At 42.9% G+C, this 17712-nt stretch carries 10 protein-coding genes; all 10 read right to left on the reverse strand.

Annotated elements, in window-relative coordinates:
- Positions 1–117: 117 nt before the first annotated feature.
- Complete coding sequence (locus BLV50_RS16300; RefSeq protein WP_053782866.1) at positions 118–390, reverse strand: alpha/beta-type small acid-soluble spore protein; 273 nt, start codon at positions 388–390, stop codon at positions 118–120.
- 137 nt (positions 391–527) lie between these two features.
- On the reverse strand, positions 528–1094 hold the full coding sequence (locus BLV50_RS16305; protein ID WP_090808900.1) for a hypothetical protein: 567 nt from the start codon (positions 1092–1094) through the stop codon (positions 528–530).
- A 138-nt stretch (positions 1095–1232) separates the two neighbouring features.
- Complete coding sequence (locus BLV50_RS16310) at positions 1233–3833, reverse strand: hypothetical protein (RefSeq protein WP_090808902.1); 2601 nt, start codon at positions 3831–3833, stop codon at positions 1233–1235.
- Between the two features lie 151 nt (positions 3834–3984).
- Positions 3985–7029, reverse strand: a complete 3045-nt coding sequence (locus BLV50_RS16315; protein ID WP_090808904.1) for an S-layer homology domain-containing protein — start codon at positions 7027–7029, stop codon at positions 3985–3987.
- A 517-nt stretch (positions 7030–7546) separates the two neighbouring features.
- The gene (locus BLV50_RS16320; protein WP_079695642.1) at positions 7547–7888 is read right to left on the reverse strand and encodes a hypothetical protein; all 342 of its coding nucleotides are present in this window, start codon (positions 7886–7888) and stop codon (positions 7547–7549) included.
- Positions 7889–8091: 203 nt separating this feature from the next.
- Positions 8092–12057, reverse strand: a complete 3966-nt coding sequence (locus BLV50_RS16325) for an S-layer homology domain-containing protein (RefSeq protein WP_090808906.1) — start codon at positions 12055–12057, stop codon at positions 8092–8094.
- 163 nt (positions 12058–12220) lie between these two features.
- On the reverse strand, positions 12221–13348 hold the full coding sequence (locus BLV50_RS16330) for a glycosyltransferase family 4 protein (RefSeq protein ID WP_072733618.1): 1128 nt from the start codon (positions 13346–13348) through the stop codon (positions 12221–12223).
- Positions 13349–13720: 372 nt separating this feature from the next.
- Entirely contained in the window at positions 13721–14479 is a 759-nt protein-coding gene (locus tag BLV50_RS16335; protein WP_090808908.1) for a WecB/TagA/CpsF family glycosyltransferase, read from the reverse strand.
- 6 nt (positions 14480–14485) lie between these two features.
- Entirely contained in the window at positions 14486–15640 is a 1155-nt protein-coding gene (gene csaB, locus BLV50_RS16340) for a polysaccharide pyruvyl transferase CsaB (RefSeq protein WP_090808910.1), read from the reverse strand.
- Positions 15616–17637, reverse strand: a complete 2022-nt coding sequence (locus tag BLV50_RS16345; protein ID WP_090808912.1) for a DUF5693 family protein — start codon at positions 17635–17637, stop codon at positions 15616–15618. Before BLV50_RS16345 ends, csaB begins: the two co-directional genes overlap by 25 nt.
- Positions 17638–17712: the final 75 nt, after the last annotated feature.

Raw genomic sequence — 17712 nt, forward strand, 5'->3', positions numbered from 1 at the left:
AGGTAATGGCCTCAACAAAAAATCAACCTTTCCCTAGCGGAAAAGGTTGCGTACCTCAACTGCCATCTTAACGTATTTGTCAAGACGTGTCAAACGGATTGGGATAAGGAAAACACCTTATAAGTGCTGCTGTGCCTGGCGAATCAGCCTTTTTGTAATCTCTCCACCGACCGATCCATTCTCACGGGAAGTCAGATGGCCCCAGCCTTTGTACTGGCCATAGGAGTGATCACTTACCTCACCCAGTTCAGAACCAAATTCGGTATCTGCACCAGCAAGACCTCTACCGCCATATCCCACATTCAGACCAAACTCAGCGGCAATTTCATACTTCATTTGATCCAACATCTGACGACTTTCAGGTACCACTTTGCGGTTGCTTCTAGCCATGATTCCTGCACCTCCGGTTATTGGTTGTGTACAGTTATAGAGTGAGCAGGAACAAGGCTGGCTAGCCGTATTAATGTTTGTTAGAACTGGGTAATCTGAACAAATGAAATGAATAAAAAGTCTGACAAGTGCTCATCCTATTTCAGAGAATATCCACCACGTACCATGACAGTCAGGCTGTACTTGTTACCATCCAATACCGTTATACCCCGTCCATCTCTTGGAAAAGAGAGCAAGTGATTGGTCGGTGCTGTCTGACCATTCGTCAAATCAACCCCGTCCGTCAGATCAGCTACACCATTCGTACCTTCACTGACGATCACAGCTTTACCGCTGCGCACAATGAACTCCGCGCCAGATGCACCGATCAGTTGTTGACCTGGCTTCACGGTCACAATTTCAACGGCAACAGATGCTCCAGAAACCAATGGAGGAAGCGTTGTGTCTCCACCCGTGCTGCCTGAGTTGCCAGTTCCTGTAGAGCCGCTGTTGCTACCTGATGTATTTCCAGACCCTGTGTTCGTGCCTCCACCCAAAGCTTTCTGAATTTGCTGATCAACATAACTTTTCGTCACTACCGGATCATCTGCTGTTCCCGGTTGGCTTGTGCCTGCACCTATTGCCGTATTGCTGTATACAGACCCTACCCACACACCAACACCAATCGCTAGTGCAGCCAGGGATACTTTCATATAAGGTTTCATGTGATTTATTTTCCTCCTCTGGTAATCTATTAACTTTAACTATAGAGAAAAAGTAGAGATGCGACAAGCAAAACCTCGCTTCCATTTCTCTGGAAACGAGGTTTTGTGGATAAATCACTAATTGTAGAAAGACTTCGTTTATCTTGAATCTACAGGTTCTTCCTTTGGAAGCTTGGTCAGATCGTATCCATAGCCTTGTTCCGCAAGACGAATACGTTGTCCCTGGAACTGGTCATATACCGCCAAACGATACGAGCCTCCACGCAGTTTCTCGAAGAAGCTGTCTTCTACACTCCAAGTGAGTGTTTGATTCGTTCCCGCTTTCAGATCGGTTCCCAAGACTAACTCTTTCTCATATGTTTTACCTGCTTGATCGGTAAGAGCCAGAATCAATTTATGTTCATTCTCGCCCATCTCGATCTCTTCATTGCGGGATAGGCTATAATTCATCTCTACCTGCACAGATGAGCTTCCCGCCAGATATGCACGTACACTACTAGCAGAGAGCGTATATGGATAGAGATCAATATTGTTCAGCGTCCCTTGAACACTGATGGAAGTTGGTGGCACTTCGAATGCTAGAGCATTCACATAGGCTGTGGCTTCCCCTTCGCCGATGACAAACTTGCTATCTGCTATGCCTTCACCCACAACCAACCGCATATCCGAGAATGTGACTGACTTCGGAACCTTAGCCCAGAATGTAACAATTGATTTCTGGCCTGGCCCGGGTGAACGCTCGGATTGTTTTGCAGTTGCTCTGTAATATTGACCGTCCGATGTTTTGAAGTAACCCACCAGTTTGCCAAGCCCACTTTGACGCAACGATTTGTTTGTCATTTCAAATTCGGTATATACGATATCCGAAGATGTTCCCGGGTAACGGATCGTTCTACGCACACCCATTTCAGTCTCTTTATCCGCAGCACCCATTGTATATGTCTTGCCTGTTCCTACGTAGGATACAGGTTGAATCAATCCCGACGTATTTAACGTGATCCACTCATTTGTTTCTTCTTCACTAACTTTTTCGATCAAACTTACTTCCAAACGTCCCATACGAAGCTCAGAAGGAATTTTGGTCAACAGATAAGCCTCGGTCGTCATGCCCGCTCCAAGCAGTTTTCCGCTTTGCGTATAGATTAACTTCTTATCTCCATCAATTTGAGCCGAATCAATGGTGAACATTGCTTCTAGCTCTGGGAGCTGTACCGTTTTGCTGCCGGCATTACGGATCGTTACTTTTGCAGCCACAATGTCACTATCTGCCCAAGGTAAACGCTGTAACGATCCCAACGAAACACCAAACGTTCCTTTACTATTCTTAATGACCGTCTCTGTTGTCAAACCGTCTCCAGTAGATACTGATTGCGGAATCGCATATACGCCCACAGGATAGGAGAAAACAAAGCTACTTGTACTCGTTGGAGTCGATGTATCCGTGCTTTCAGTCTTATCAACAGGACTCATCGCGTACAGCTTAATTTTGCTTGTGTCCCCATCACCTTGTAAGGTCGCGTTGAGTTTAATTGTTTTAATATCTCCCGGGTTTAGCTTTAATGCGTCCAATGCTTTGGTTTCAATCGGATAAACTGTTCCGTCAGCAGTTCGTACCTCAAATGTATATATTGGTACTTTAATGGCTTTCTTACCTTCGTTCTTAAGTACAAATTGCATATTCATATCATATTCACCTTCATCGATACGTATCTTTGCTGATTCCAGCAATGTAGATAATCGTTGTCCCTCAACAGATATGATATTCGGTTGATTCGCAGTCACCTCTACGTTCGTTGCTTTGCTTGCCTCAGGCAGCTGCAACGCAGCAACAGGTAAGACCGTCTTCTCTTCACCCTGCTCCTCTACCAGCAACAGCTCAGACTTTTGCAGCTTCACTGACGTAGGAAGAGATGCCATCAGACTGAGAGGCTTATTGGCCTGCGCCTGTATACTGACGCTTGTACTATCTTTGTCAGGCGTCAACGGATAGTTCGTACCACTTGGTGTACGCAAAATCCATTTGATATTCGGATTTTCGAGTAATTTGTAACTAATATTGTTTAAATTCACACCAATTTTGACATACTGATTCTTATCTTCACCTGGGAACACTTTAATACCTGACACTTTCACCTTCACGGCAGAATCACTTAGACGAACCGTCTTCGGTTTGCCTACGGGTGTAGTTATACTATAGGATGCGGTTACATTAAACTTACCCAGCGTACGTTCATAGTTAGATTGACTGAAATCCCACTTCACAATGAGGAAGTTCAGATCACTTAGCTTCACTTCCCGACCAACCTTCATGACATAAGTCAAATCTACAGTTGATCCAGGTGCGACTGTCTTCTTCTCCTGATCCTTCGCAATCAGTTTAGGTGAGAACAGCGTTCCGCCTTTGGTTTTTACCTTGCTCCAATAATCGAGCATCATCATTGGGGTACTGTCATTGTTCTTATATGAAATAGTATACGTAACAACTTTCCCATCATCCTGAGATAAGATGTTCACATCCGTTAATCTCACGGAGCTATGTGCGGTTACTTTGACAGGAGACAAGTTACTCAGTGTATGTACGACTTTGTTCGTTGATGTTTTTGTTTTCTTCGATTCACTGCTATTAGAACTGGTGACAGACGTTTTATTTGTTGTGCTCGCTGCCATTGCAATGCCAGCGGTTGAACTGATCAACATCGCACTTGCGAGCACGCTCACAACCATTTTCTTTTGATTCACTTCCAAACCTCCCATATGTTGCTTCTTGCTATATAGTATAAACGTTTGGGAAGGCGAGAAAGTTACGATGTTGTTGTGAATTATCAAATATACAACAACAATAAAAAAGACCCTTAGATTTCTCTAAGGGTCTTCTCTAAAAACTTATAAATTAGTACTGTTTTTGTACGGAAACGTTGGAAGGATCTGCAGCGTTACCGGATTTATCAGTTACAAATTTGTTAGTTGCATTTGTAGAGTTGAGGTACAATTCTACATAAGAACCAGTCAATTGTGTAGTAGAAGCAGCTTCAAATGTAACTACCACTTGATTAGTGTTACCAGCTTCAACCTTAGTAACTGTTGCTTCGGATCCGCCAATACGAGCCAAGAAGCCAGTAGTGTTGTTAGCAACATTCAGTTCTTCGTTGAATGTCAATGTAGCAACGTATTGTTTTTTACCATTTACAACAGCACCTTCAACTACGCTGAAGTTGTTGTTGTTTTCTACCAATTTAGGCGCAATACCATCAGTCAAACCTTTGCTTACATTACCAACTCTGATGCCATTAGGGCTTACAGATTGGATATTTTCTACTGCAACAACTGTAACGAAGTTAGCTGTAGAAGCTGTAGCATTCAAAGATTGACCAGTAGTGATTTCGAAGTGAGCCAAAGTGTTACCATCTTTAGTCTCAACGCTGTTCAATTTCAAATTATAAGTTGCATCAGTAGCACTGATACCGAAGTCACTTGCACTTACGGAAGAAAGGTATCCATCGAATTGAACATCGATTTTTTTGTCGGAAACAGCTTTAGCTGATTCAACACCGATTTTTCTGGAATCTTTAGCTACAACAGGTGTAGAAACTACGTTACCAGCGATGTAGTTATCTTTTGTATCTGCAACATTAGCAATACGCAGATTCAAAGTATCATTTGCACCCAGGTATCCATTTTCTTTGGCAGGCAAGGAAATGCGAACTTGTTGAGCATTTACTTGAGTTACCTCAGTGTTGTTAGGAAGCGGCAACAATGGACCATTAGCATTGATTTGGTAGTTATATTTGTTTGGATCGATTGCACTACCGTTACCACTTACAGCCATTTCTTTGCTGAATGTAACGTAGATATCAAGATCTTTCAAAGATCCGTTACCAGTGCTCTCTTGAACGAACCAAGCATCGTTAACTTTTGGTTTAGCAATATCACTTACATCTACAGTAGTGGAGTATGGCAACATTGTGTTTGCAATTGCTGCGATATCACGGATACCGGAGATTTCCAAAGTGTATTTACCTTGTGCCAATTCACCAATTGTAGTGATTTGTACACGTTTGTTACCAGTACCATCTACAAATTTAGGAGCGTTAACTGGGTGACCAGCTGCTGTGAAGCCTCTAGTAGTAACCAATTCGCCTTTTTCGTTTTTCAAAGTGAAGTTAGCGTTAGCTGTTTTCAATACATCAGTAGATTCAACAGCTTTGCTGAATTCAACAGTGATTACATGGTTGTTGTTGTAAACTTCAGCAGTTACAGAAGCTACTTCTGGACGAGTAGTATCGATAACTGGAGTCACTTTAGTAGTACGTGTAGCAGAGTTGTTGCTGTAGTCTGTTACACCTTCCAAAGTGATTGTGTTTTCACCCAAGCTCAGCTTGTTGTCGTTTTCGAAGTTTACAGTTACTTTGTTATCTTCAACAGTAACAGTTCCTGTTTTACCAGAAGACGTGTGGTAAGCTTTGCTTACGGATTTAACAGACTCGTTAAATTCGATTTCTACTTTGTTCAGGTTTGTAGCTTTTGCACTAACAACTTCTGGAGCTGTAGTGTCTTCAACTACTTCGAACTCAACTTCTTTTTGCAGAAGTTTGTAACCTGCATAGTCTTCAACACCATTTACTGTCAATGTGTGTTTACCAACGCTCAGGTCAGTTGTGATAACTGCAACACTTGGATAAGTGAAGTTAACATATCCAGAGATTGCTTTACCGTCGATGCGGAAGTTAGAAGTTGTGTTTACAGAAGATGCTTTAACTGGCTCAGAGAATACTACTTTGAACGCTTTAGTTCCGAGACCTTTAACTTCTGAAACTTCTGGCAAAGTAGTGTCAACTGGAGTCACTTGTACTGTCTCTTTGAACACTTTGGACTTGTCAGAGTTTTTAACATTGCTTACATTCAGTTTGTAAGCTTTTTGGGAAGTCAAAGTTTGCTCTGCTGGCAGCAACAAAGTTACTGTTTTCTTGTCGGAAGACAATGTAGCAGATTTGAATTTGAAACCATCAATAGTGTAGTTGGACTCAAGCTCAGCGCTATCAGCATCAACATCACCATCAAATGTTACAACAACTTGCTTCAGGTTGTTAGCAGTTGCACTAACAACTTTTTGAGCTGCAGTTACAACATAAGTAACTTTTTCAGTGAAAGTTTTATCTTTGTAAGTAAATTTCACTTCAGTTTCTTTGTTAGCTTCAAGAGCTTTATCCAAAGTAACTTTTACAGTTTCACCATCACTGATTTTAAATTCAACTACTTTACCAGCTTCGGATACTTTGTAAGACTCAACTTTAATGCTTTGAGCTTGATCAATTGCGTAAGCAGCGCCTACAAGCAATTGACGGGAAGCGTTAGATTGGAAGTTCAAGCTAGTGTCAAGCAGACCAGCGTTGATTGCTGCTTGAACATAACCTTTAGCCCAAGCTGTTGCTGTGTTGTTAGTTTCAGTTGGAACTTCGAGGTCCAAAGCGATTGTCAGAACTTTCGCCATTTCTTCGATAGTTACTTTACCGTTGAAGTCGAAGATTTTCTTCTCAACGTTTTTACCTTCCATGATGCCTGCAGCTGTTACTGCTTCGATGTAAGGAGCAGCCCAGTTTTTAGCATTGTAGTTTTTATCGTTGTAAGAATATACACCAGTGATTTCTTTCAGGCCAAGCAATTTAGTGATAACTTTTGCGAACTCAGCGCGAGTCATCTCTTTGTCCAAACCAGCTGTTCCATCTGGGTAACCAGTGAAAACACCTTTTGCTTTCAATGCATCAAACTGTTGTTGTGGCGAAACCGCTGTATCACCGAATGCTACAGATGCAAACATTGAGAATGCCATTGCTGTAGACAGAGCTACGGATAAAATTTTCTTCATAACCTTTTTTTCTCCTCCTTGGGCGTTCATAACATTTGAATTTTCTTTAATAGGGTCGCTCGTATTCCTCATATATTGTTGCACCCCCTTTCCAGAGTTGTGAGCAAGTTAATATAAATGATGTCTGTGAGCATATCACAGAAACTTGTAAACGAGAATAATGATAGATCCATACGAAAATAGAGTAGTTTCCTAATCCTACCTTACGTATTATACAATGGGTCTTCCGTGCCGTAAAGCAATTTTTTCTAATAAATAGACAAGATTCTTCACGAGGTCATTCTTGGTAAGAGGCCCAATGTTTTCGACTCTACATCTTAAACGCAGCAGATTTCAAAAAGTTGCGGATTCAGCAAAAAAAGTTTTGAACTTATTTATGTATTGATGCAGTGCGGGTAAATGCGAGGTTCAAAACCTTTAGACCATCAATGATGGAGCAGTCTGCATGAGATTATGTTGTGTCTGGATTGATGGGGACGTTTATTTATACCCGATAACTCGCTGCATGAAGCGACAAATTCTTCTAAATACAAAATAAATAAAAGACATTCCATATGGAATGCCTTTCGTAATGCTCTGGTTCTATAACTTAGCGAATTTTCATCGCAAGATCAATAATTTGAGCACGCATATTCGGATCACTGTTCAATCTCAGATACATGTCATCAATGGGTTGTCTATTTTCCCGGTATGTCTTCTCATGTTTCATCGTGGTGTGAGACCATTCAATTAAGTCATTCTCAGCCAGAACCAAATTGTTATACGCATCATGGAAGCCAGTCGCCTTGACAAGCCCTTCCATCACTTCTTGGGAAACTTCCTGCGTTTTACGTGTATCTTCTATTTTCTTCTCCAGAATGACTGCTTGTTTCTCGAACTGTGTCTTTGCCTTCATGTAGCCCAGCTGGGCTTTCGAATAAATCGGTTTCATTAGCTAACTTCACCCTCTAGATCATTGTGTATTTACCGCTATTGTATCTTAATCTCTAGCAAATTACAAAAATAGATATTGGTAAAAAACAGATTTCTTCTATTATAAAAGTGTTCTTTACCAGTTGATTTACAGTCATAAAAAGACCTGTCCTTTTAGTCCAAGGGACAGGTCTTTCAGAATTGAATATTTTTCTAGGCGGATTAGCTCAAGTTTTTAGGGAACAGCTTCGTGCTCTTCTTAAGTAATTCAACTGCAATTTTGGCAGCTTCTGCACGAGTCATATTACCCTTTGGATTGAACTGATACTGAGCTTTGGTTGCACCAGGCACCGTGACCGGGCTTCCTTCCATGATTTTCGCTTTGGTTATCGCGAGCACAGCAGGACGAGCATAGAATTCAATAGAACCTGAGTCCAGGAATGACTTTCCAAGCGTTGCAGCTAGTTTACTGTCGTTCGTTGCCAATTTGGAGTTCATTGCACGAGCAATCATAACGGCTGCCTGTTCACGTGTAATTGGCATTTCCGGTTGGAAATATCCATCACTCAACCCCGTTACGATACCTGCCCGAGCAGCTGTCTCAATAGCTTCATAGGTCCAACGATCGGACTTGGTACTGATCGATACGTCTTGGAACGTTTGTTGGTTCGCATAATTTAACGGAATATCCAGACCTCTAACGAGTAACGTTGCAAATTCTCCACGAGTTGTCTGATCATCTGCACCAAAAGAACTTGCTCTCAATGGATTCATAATTCCTTTGGAATACAAAGCATTAAGCAAATTACGAGCCCATGGGTGGTTTGTAATATCAGGATAACTTCTGCTCAATTTCATTACTTTGTAGTATCCGAATTCATCAAATGGTACCGTAATCGTGTGACCTTTTGTATCAACGACTCCCCCGATAGGAATCCACTTGCCTACATTGGTTTTATCTGAGTATCTGAAAACAGTAATGGTAGAACCTACATCGTCTACAATCGATGGATCATAAGCGATCGTCAGGCTACCTCTTTGGGATGGAGTTAGGACTCTCTCAGCAGCATATTGCGTGAAGTTCCCTTCCAGACTATAAGGAGCCAAACCATTGGTTCCTGCGCTATAACCACTCTCACCTTTATCTCCAAGTTCACCAACGCCACCATGAATCCAGTAAATATCTGAGATTGGCGTAAAGTTGCTTGTATTAAGTGTTGAACTGAATAAACCCGTAAGTTCAGGCGATACAGTAATGAAACTTTGTGCATTTTCACTACCTTCATCCGGAGATCCGATCCAGTTACCGTAGTCATTTTTTCTCTCTACAATCCCTTTATCCGGATCAGCAATTCCGAACAAAATCTTGTTATCTGGATAGAACTTGGTCATATTTCTTACTGTTGTGGATTGCAGAACCGTACCTTTCGGAAGTGAAAGCTGCAGCTCTTTGTTAAATACAGTATATTTATTGGCCACTTTCGGAGCCATGTATTGCGTATCTGTTGTAATTGTAGATGTATAGAATACATTGACAGTGTCATTAATGGTTCCACCCGGACGGGTAATTTGAATTTTGATTGCGTTATTTTTATCAGGTTTCAAACCTACGTAGTCCAGTACAAAACGATTGTTAGAATCCGTACGTTTAACAGCAGGCTGCTTATCAATCAGTACTTGAGTAGCCCCTTCTGCCTCAATATCGAATCTCACAAAGTTTTTATTAACAACAATCTTATCTCCTACGGTTGGCTGAGGAGCAAGAATGCGATAAGAGGATGGTTCACGTACAATCTCTAAGCGCTGAGTTGTTCTGGCACCTGTTCTATTAATAAGTTCAAGTGTATATACGTGCGTTCCAGGCGCATCAAATTTCAGGTTTTGAATTCTTACGAAGAACTGATTTTCATTACCCACAAAATCGAATGTAGGCATTCCGTTTTCGCCTAATTTATTCGTTTGTAGTACACGATCAGTAGCTTGTGTATGGGTGAACACTAGTTTGGAGCCAAAATAAACGTTAGCAATTTGTGCTCCACCGCCATTAATCACAAGATCATAATTTTCTTCACTTGTTACATATTTATCTTCTTTGAATGCAAATTCAGGCGTAACCGCGAAGATTTTCTTCAGTTCGTCCTGTGTATAACTGGTTAGAGCCTTATCAACAAAGGGTTGTCTGGAATCCTTAGGAACCAGAGTAGGCATAAAGGTGGTAACTGTTGATTGGTTCGTATCAATAACATTGATTCTAAGCGTTGTTGTTATAGTTGTAGGCTGTTTGTTGGCATCCTCATCAATTGCACGAATCACAATCGTGTTCTCACCATATACAATCGGCCCTTCTTTCAACACTTTTAATTTAATGGAAAAATCACCATTGCTGTCCGGGAAGCCAGTTGAAACCTTTGTATATTCAGTGTCTTTAAGCACCTTACCATTAACTACAAGCTCAGGCTTAAAATCAATCCCCAGCGTCTTAAAGCCAATAAACTTACCTTTAACAGACATGGTCTGTTCCGTACTCTTCGAGTCGAAACTATACGTCTGTCCATCTTGCAAATTTTCTACATAGATCGAACTAACAGATGAATAAGAAATCTTGACTACTTTGGGCAAGTCAGTCGGTTTACCGAAATAAAAACGAATTTGCTGTTCACCACTTACAAATCCCGTAATTTGATAGATCTGTTGTTTTGTAGTCAATCCCATTGCGGGAACAGTTGGGACAGCATCAATTTTCAATTTATTTACACCTGTAGGTAAATATTCACCAAAAAGAGTTGCTGCATTAATATCTTTGCTGGATTCAACCAAAATGAAGAATGTATCGCTTTTCACTCTTGATCCATCCAGTTTGGTCTTGGACTCTATCGGGCCACTTTTGTAATCCGGGAGGTAGTACATATTCAAGATATCCTGGGAACCTGGCGAATACACGTATCCTCCAGTAAATCCTGTGCTGAAGTTACCATAAGTAAGGCTGACTTTGACTTCCTGATTCTTCTTGACATCAGTCCCGCCTTCTTCTAACTCCATTTTGAAAGGTGTGTCCACTACAAAATCCACGAGTCGATATTCCAAACTAATTCCGTCTGCTCCTGCAATCGCAGTTGTTTTGGTTACGTGAAAAGTGAATGTTGTAGGTTGAGCTATATTGCTATTAGATAATGTAATCGTTCCGTTCGTTGGACTAAAATCTGAACTACTTGCTGAATAAGGCAATAATGCTTGTCCAGACAATTTGCCTTCTGTTTGTCCCACTATTGTAAAATTCGGATTTGCATCGTTTAATATGGATTGCGTCTCTGTCCCTACCGTTAAGTCGAGCTTGGTGAATGGTTGGTTTTTATCAAAATAATACACCGAACGCTCCGTTTCAATGGAGTTTGATGCACTTGATATTTTAAATTTCAACGTATTTATTCCTGCTTTAAGCTTAAGCTGCGGCAAGAAAAATGATCCATCTTGTAACATAGCCGAATCAAAAGAATCGCTACCATTTACTGTAACGGTAACCTGCGTAGCGTTTTGCACCTTACCTTGGATAGATACACGTTCCGTATTAACGACTGTCTCAGAACCTGCGTTAAGGTCGTAGGTTGCATTCCCTGTACCTCCAGAAACAACCGTGGAGATTTTGAAGTTCTCTATATATGGAGCTTGATCATACAAAACATAAAATGTATCCGAACGTTCAACAGAACCCTGTACTCCTAGGAAGGTAATCTTGTTGAATCCGGGAAACAATGTAAGGTTGTTTGCGTTAAACTTGTTGTTCCCACTGCTATCTGCAGTGACTGCAGTTGTAATGGATTTCGTTTCATCTGGAACCCACTTATTCACACTGCCTTCAGTCGTGGAATTCAGCTGTTCTACTTTTACTTTCATCGTATCCTTGGAAACAAATGCATATGAACCCGAGATACTAATGGTTGATGTTGATGTGGTATATGCGTTACTTCTGGAAAGGAATTCTTTGCCTGTCTGTCCTGAAACCAAAGACAAAATGGATGTTTCCCTTAATACCTTAATATCTGGCGTAAAGTAAGTTGAATATGCGTTAGATCCTGTACCGTCACCGTCCGCAGCCGAAGCAACGGCCCCACCGAACAGACCTTGTGGGAACAATGAGAACACCATAGCGACCAACATGATCCATGCCAACGGCCGTTTCTTTTGTTGCATTACGTATCATCTCTCCTCTTTTTAAGTCAGTTACCGTTATATATCGGCCGAAAGGTTCCAATTATTTAGTAAAAACAGCAAAATAAACAAAAAACCTTGTCCACGAGGGACAAGGTTTGGGTTGAAAGAATATTCAATAAGATCAGTAAACGAGCGTTTCTATTTAGGATTTCGAGCGGGTCTCCGGGTTCAACTTGACGCGCATGCGCATCAGGAAGTTAATGACCGGCCTTCTGGTTTTACTTACAAGTCCGATGACTTCTGCTCCAACCTGGAGGAAGAACATCATGATACAGATCACGACGAACGTTACCCAGTTGGCTTCGAACATCGCAGCAGAAGATTGGATAATCGCCAGTACACCGAAGAATGCGGCAATTCCGTAGATGATCAGCACTGTCTGACGGTGACTGAATCCAAGCTCACGCAGGCAGTGATGCAAGTGACCTTTATCCGGTGAGAAAATCGGTTTCCGTTGTACCGCACGACGAATGATCGCGAAGAAGGTATCCGAGAGCGGCACACCGATAATGATCAACGGTGTAATGAAGGATACGACAGCAATTTGTTTGAATCCAAGCATGGACAGCATTGCCAGAGAGAAACCAAGGAATAGAGATCCCGTATCCCCCATGAAGATCTTGGCTGGGTGGAAATTGAAGAACAAGAATCCAACAATACTACCAAGCAGTACAAGACACATCAAGGCAATCATCATGTTACCCATCAGGAAGGACATCACGGCAATGGTACCAATGGCAATACCGGATACACCGGCAGCCAAACCATCTAGACCATCAATCAGGTTAATCGCGTTCGTTACACCAACAATCCAGAGAATCGTCAGCGGAATGGACACCCAAGCTTCCAGTGAAGAGTAAGCATCCTGAAAAGGAATATTGACGAAGTCTACACGGATATTGAATCCGAATACGACTACAGCAGCAGCAACAATTTGTCCGAGCAGTTTCACTTTGGCTGACAGTTCAAAACGGTCATCCAATGCACCAATCAGTACGATGATCGATCCACCAATCAGAAAAGCACTGACAAAGCTCATATCTCTTGTCGTAAACCATGCTGACACAAAAGGAAGCAGGGCAGCAACCGTAATGATAAAGGCCAGGAAAATCCCTAGACCACCAAGACGTGGCATAATCCGAGTGTGCACTTTACGTGCATTCGGTGTATCCATTGCTCCGATTCTGACTGCGAACTTTTTGACAAGTGGTGTCAGGGCAAGAGCCAGTCCCATTGACACGATAAATCCAATGATAAAGATCGCTACCATTTGAACATTCGACCCCCAATTATAATACCTGTAAGAAATTATAAATCCCCTGATCTCTTTTTATATATAAATTATTGTTCGTCACTTTTAATAAAAATACCATTTGCACCAGAACGGAGAGGGCAGAAATAACCTGTAGAAGCGAAGCGTTCGCCTTTATCACGAGATTTCAACCTTAGAAAGGTTGATAAAAGAAATCCAGGGATAACAGCGATCAAAAGGTTATTCTGACATCGGAGTGGCCATGTGCAACTAAAAGTTTTTATTTGAGTGGCACACATGTAATCCGGAATGAATTATACGCTGATCACAGGCGAAATGCCAACCTCAATTTTTAGCAAAAACGTTCATTTTACGCGTAATAGCCTAATTTTAACGGACTTTAGTCACGTTTTCTTTGTCCCGCATCACTTTGACAGCGAATTTCGGAAGCGCAAGCATTCGGCCAGCCCGACTAGGTTCGCGAAGCAGACGATAAAACCATTCCAGTCTTAACTTTTGGAACACTTTAGGTGCACGTTTGGATTTGCCCGAAATCACATCAAAGCTGCCTCCAACCCCCATGGTAACGGGAACCTGAAGCGCATCTTTGTACTTGTGAATCCACGGTTCCTGCGTGTCTGCCCCACGTGCAACAAACAGCAGATCAGGTGCGGCTTCACGGATGGAAGCGACAACCTGCTCGTCCTCAGCCGGACCAAAATAACCGTCGCGATAACCTACAATTCGAATCGCCGGATATTGCTCTTGTAACCGAACTGCCGTTTCTTGAATCACCTCAGGTGTGGAACCGAGCAGATACACGCCCCACCGATAGTTTTCTCCAACACGCAGCAATTCATGTAAAAGATCAAATCCAGGCACCCGCTCTGCCACAGGCTCCCCACAATAATTGGCAGCCCATACAACACCTGTTCCATCGGGAACAATCATTTCTGCAGATTGCATAACCTTCATCATCGCTGGATTCTCCAGCGCGGCCATGACCATGATGGGATTGGCTGTGATGACTTGGTGCGGCTGCTTCGTGAGCACAGCTTCGCGAAGAACGTCCACCGTTTCTTTCATCGTTAGTTTGGAAAAAGGAATACCATAGATTGAAACGGTAGGTATTGGTCCGGTCTGATTCATCTTATTTCACCCTTTGCGGCCTAAATATTTAATAATTTGCTGAGCAGGCACTTTGGCTTCCTGCTTCAATTCGGTAATGCCTTCTTCATGTTCCTTCAGCCACTGTGAACGCTGATCCAACAGGTTAGCCACTGTCTTCGCCAGTTTATCCCCATCCAGCGCATCCGTACTGCCCACGGTTTCACTATCCAGACGCAGCATGAACTGATCAATCTTCGGATCATACGAGATACCAACAGGAGGAACATACTGTGAAGCTGCATAGATCAGACTGTGCAGACGCATGCCGATAACGACATCACAATTGCTGACTTCCTGAAGCATCAGTTGGGGATCAGTGAGATCCTTGGTAATGCTGACCTCGCTACCTTTGTTCCCCAAATCACCGAGCATTTCCATGACAAACCTTGAAGCCTGTTCATCAATCGGTAAGTGAAACGGCATAAAGCGCAAGTGAACGGCCTTTTTGGAGCAAAGCTTCTTAAGTCCAGCAGCAATGGCTGTAAGCTCTTTACGATCCGACTCCCAGAAACGTACGGATACGCCGATCACCGGGAGTTTGGTATGAACGCTTGCTCCTTGAGCATTAACCGCGATTGAACTTACTTCTTCCGCTTTGGCTTCAGGCAACGGCAGACCCATCACCGGGTCAGGAACCACATGAATCTGATTCCACTGCAATCCGAGCCCGCGCAAATATTCAGCAGATTGTTCATCACGCACAGATACATAATTACAGGCTTTGAAGACCGAACGAATCATCGGATTGAATATTTTGCGTTTCACAGGTCCAATGCCCTGCGCATAGATAAATGTTGGTTTTTTCAACCACTGGGCCAGTTTGATGACCCCCAGGTAGTAAGGGATGGATTTCAGTCCGGTTGCATCCTGCAGCAGACTTCCTCCCCCACTAATTAAACCATCACTTTCCTTGATCGCTTCGCGAACCTCCTTCAACTTCATCCGATGTACTGAACGTACACCGTACATTAAAGTGGTCGACTCCGGGTCACCGGAGAGCACAATCGGCTCAATCGTGACATTCGATCTGTGACTCTCCTCTTCCAGCGCCGTCAAAATTGACTTTAGTACCGCTTCGTCTCCGCTGTTGCGGAATCCGTAATACCCCGAGATGACTAACTTTTGAGAAGTGGTGACCATTTTTTCCAACATCCTTCCGCTACTTGCCACACACCCACAGCAACGATACCGAAGATTAAGCCAAGTCCCAATCCCATCACTCCACGAATGAGTGACAATACAGCTGGCGTATGGATATGCGCGAACGTATCCACCATGGACAATTGTCCAATTGCTGCAATAATGAGCACAAAGATGACTTTACGATATTTTAAAGCGGCGAACACGCCAACGATAAACAGCGGGTGTCCCAGCATAAATTCTTTGAATCTTGGCCGCACGCCGAATGTATCTTCCAGCGTTGTACGTAGGAACATCTCGAACGGTGTAACCGAACCCGAGTTGCCTGTACGGCTCAAATAATAGTATCCAACCACAGCAGCAACCAGTGCCAATACAACCATCAATACGTTAATCGGTGTACGAAGAATATCCTTAATTTGTTTAATGGAGAACGTACCCGAACCACGGTAAAACACAATATATATCGCTACCAGCGCCATAGGTGCAAAGTGCAACAGGCTAACGCCTCGGAACTGGTTGATAACCAGACTGTACGTAATGCTGTTCAGCAATGCGATGACAAAAGGCACCGCCAGGAACGACAGAATCGATGTTCTTACATATAAGAATAACGTTTGTGCCAGTCGACGACCCGCAGGCGCGTCTGGCTGACGCTGTTGCTGATAGTTCACTGTACGAACCGCCAGCACCATCGCAATGGTTGGCGCACTAATGGCTACCAGTAATGCAATTCCTTGCTCCAGCAACGTCGGTTTGAGCAAGAATAACCCGGCACTACCCACCAGAGCCAGTGCAAATACCAGCAATGTCAGCAGTGGTACAAAATATGAAACCATAAGCGTAATCATTGCGATTGCACCAATCAAGGCAACCAGCTTAGCATAACGCTGAATGGAAGAATCCTTAACCGTGAACGCTTCAGCTTGTCCGAGTTCGAAGCCGTGTTTACCCATACGTTCAATCGCATGACCTGGCTCACCCAAACTATTGATCAGATTATCAATTGGATTGGTGATCATGGCTTTGGCCGTATTCCGACTTGGCGAAGCATTCATATAGATCATACGAATGTTGCGGTCTTTAGTAGCCAAAACAAAACGGTCAGCAATGGTGTCTACATCCAGATTGGCATCCCCGTCACTTAAGGAGTACAGACGAGTTACATTGTAGTCAATTTTATAGGAGAGAGTCTCAAAACCGGATTGTGGTTTCTTCAAATTCTCAATAGCCGCCAGTCCAATATGGTGCTTGTTCAGCAACTGGGCAAACATATCGATACTCTTCATCTCTGCATTATCATTGTACCCTTTCACAGCATCACCATCAAACAAGATGCGCTTTACCCCATTTTCTTCGAAGAAGGTAAGCAGGCGTTCCATGGATTCCTGATTATAAGGCACACTGTCTGAAATCCGTGGCAAAATGTAAAATCCCTTATCACGCAGCATCTTCACGGCAACCGGATCTGGTTGCAAAGGCTGCATGTTGGCATTCTCCGGTGGAGTCTGCAATATTAAGCCGCTACGACCTTCATATTCCCATGGAAGCACAGGAATCTCCCGATCGGCGAACGTTTGTTCAATGATAGGGGTATACGTTTGTGCATTTTCCTCATTTGTGAATAGAACATACGTGTAATTATCGTTAGCAGGAATGACATTTTTGGTCATGTTCGCAAGATCCTGCCCGTTATATACCATCAGACGGCGGGACTTCTTCAACTCATCCAGTGTACTTTCGAACACCGCCATGGTTGTCACTCCGGCGTCTTTCAACCGAGTCAGTTGTTCATTCATGAAGTCTTGCGGATGGGCCTGATAAGCCGAGATATCCAATAGCCCCCGATAATTGAAGACAAGCTCCACCTTTTTGGCGGAAGATTCCGTTTGTACCCGATCACTGATGACAGGGATGGAAGCAATCAAACCGATAATGACAACAATCCACAGCCACTTCCGTGAAGCGGTATTCCAATAAAGCCATTTTTGACGCACTACATGTACCTCCTCAAGTGTTGGAACCAAATGCACGTTCAGCTCATGATTTTCATTGCATAATAGTGAATAAAT

The sequence above is a fragment of the Paenibacillus sp. 276b genome, assembly GCF_900107875.1.
GTDB lineage: Bacteria > Bacillota > Bacilli > Paenibacillales > Paenibacillaceae > Paenibacillus > Paenibacillus marchantiae.

Excerpts from the sequence above, each read along its gene's own strand:
- BLV50_RS16300 (WP_053782866.1), bottom strand. The coding sequence starts at position 390 with ATGGCTAGAAGCAACCGCAAAGTGGTACCTGAAAGTCGTCAGATGTTG.
- BLV50_RS16320 (WP_079695642.1), bottom strand. The coding sequence starts at position 7,888 with ATGAAACCGATTTATTCGAAAGCCCAGCTGGGCTACATGAAGGCAAAG.
- BLV50_RS16315 (WP_090808904.1), bottom strand. The coding sequence starts at position 7,029 with ATGAGGAATACGAGCGACCCTATTAAAGAAAATTCAAATGTTATGAAC.
- csaB (WP_090808910.1), bottom strand. The coding sequence starts at position 15,640 with ATGGTCACCACTTCTCAAAAGTTAGTCATCTCGGGGTATTACGGATTC.
- BLV50_RS16305 (WP_090808900.1), bottom strand. The coding sequence starts at position 1,094 with ATGAAACCTTATATGAAAGTATCCCTGGCTGCACTAGCGATTGGTGTT.
- BLV50_RS16330 (WP_072733618.1), bottom strand. The coding sequence starts at position 13,348 with ATGGTAGCGATCTTTATCATTGGATTTATCGTGTCAATGGGACTGGCT.
- BLV50_RS16335 (WP_090808908.1), bottom strand. The coding sequence starts at position 14,479 with ATGAATCAGACCGGACCAATACCTACCGTTTCAATCTATGGTATTCCT.
- BLV50_RS16325 (WP_090808906.1), bottom strand. The coding sequence starts at position 12,057 with ATGCAACAAAAGAAACGGCCGTTGGCATGGATCATGTTGGTCGCTATG.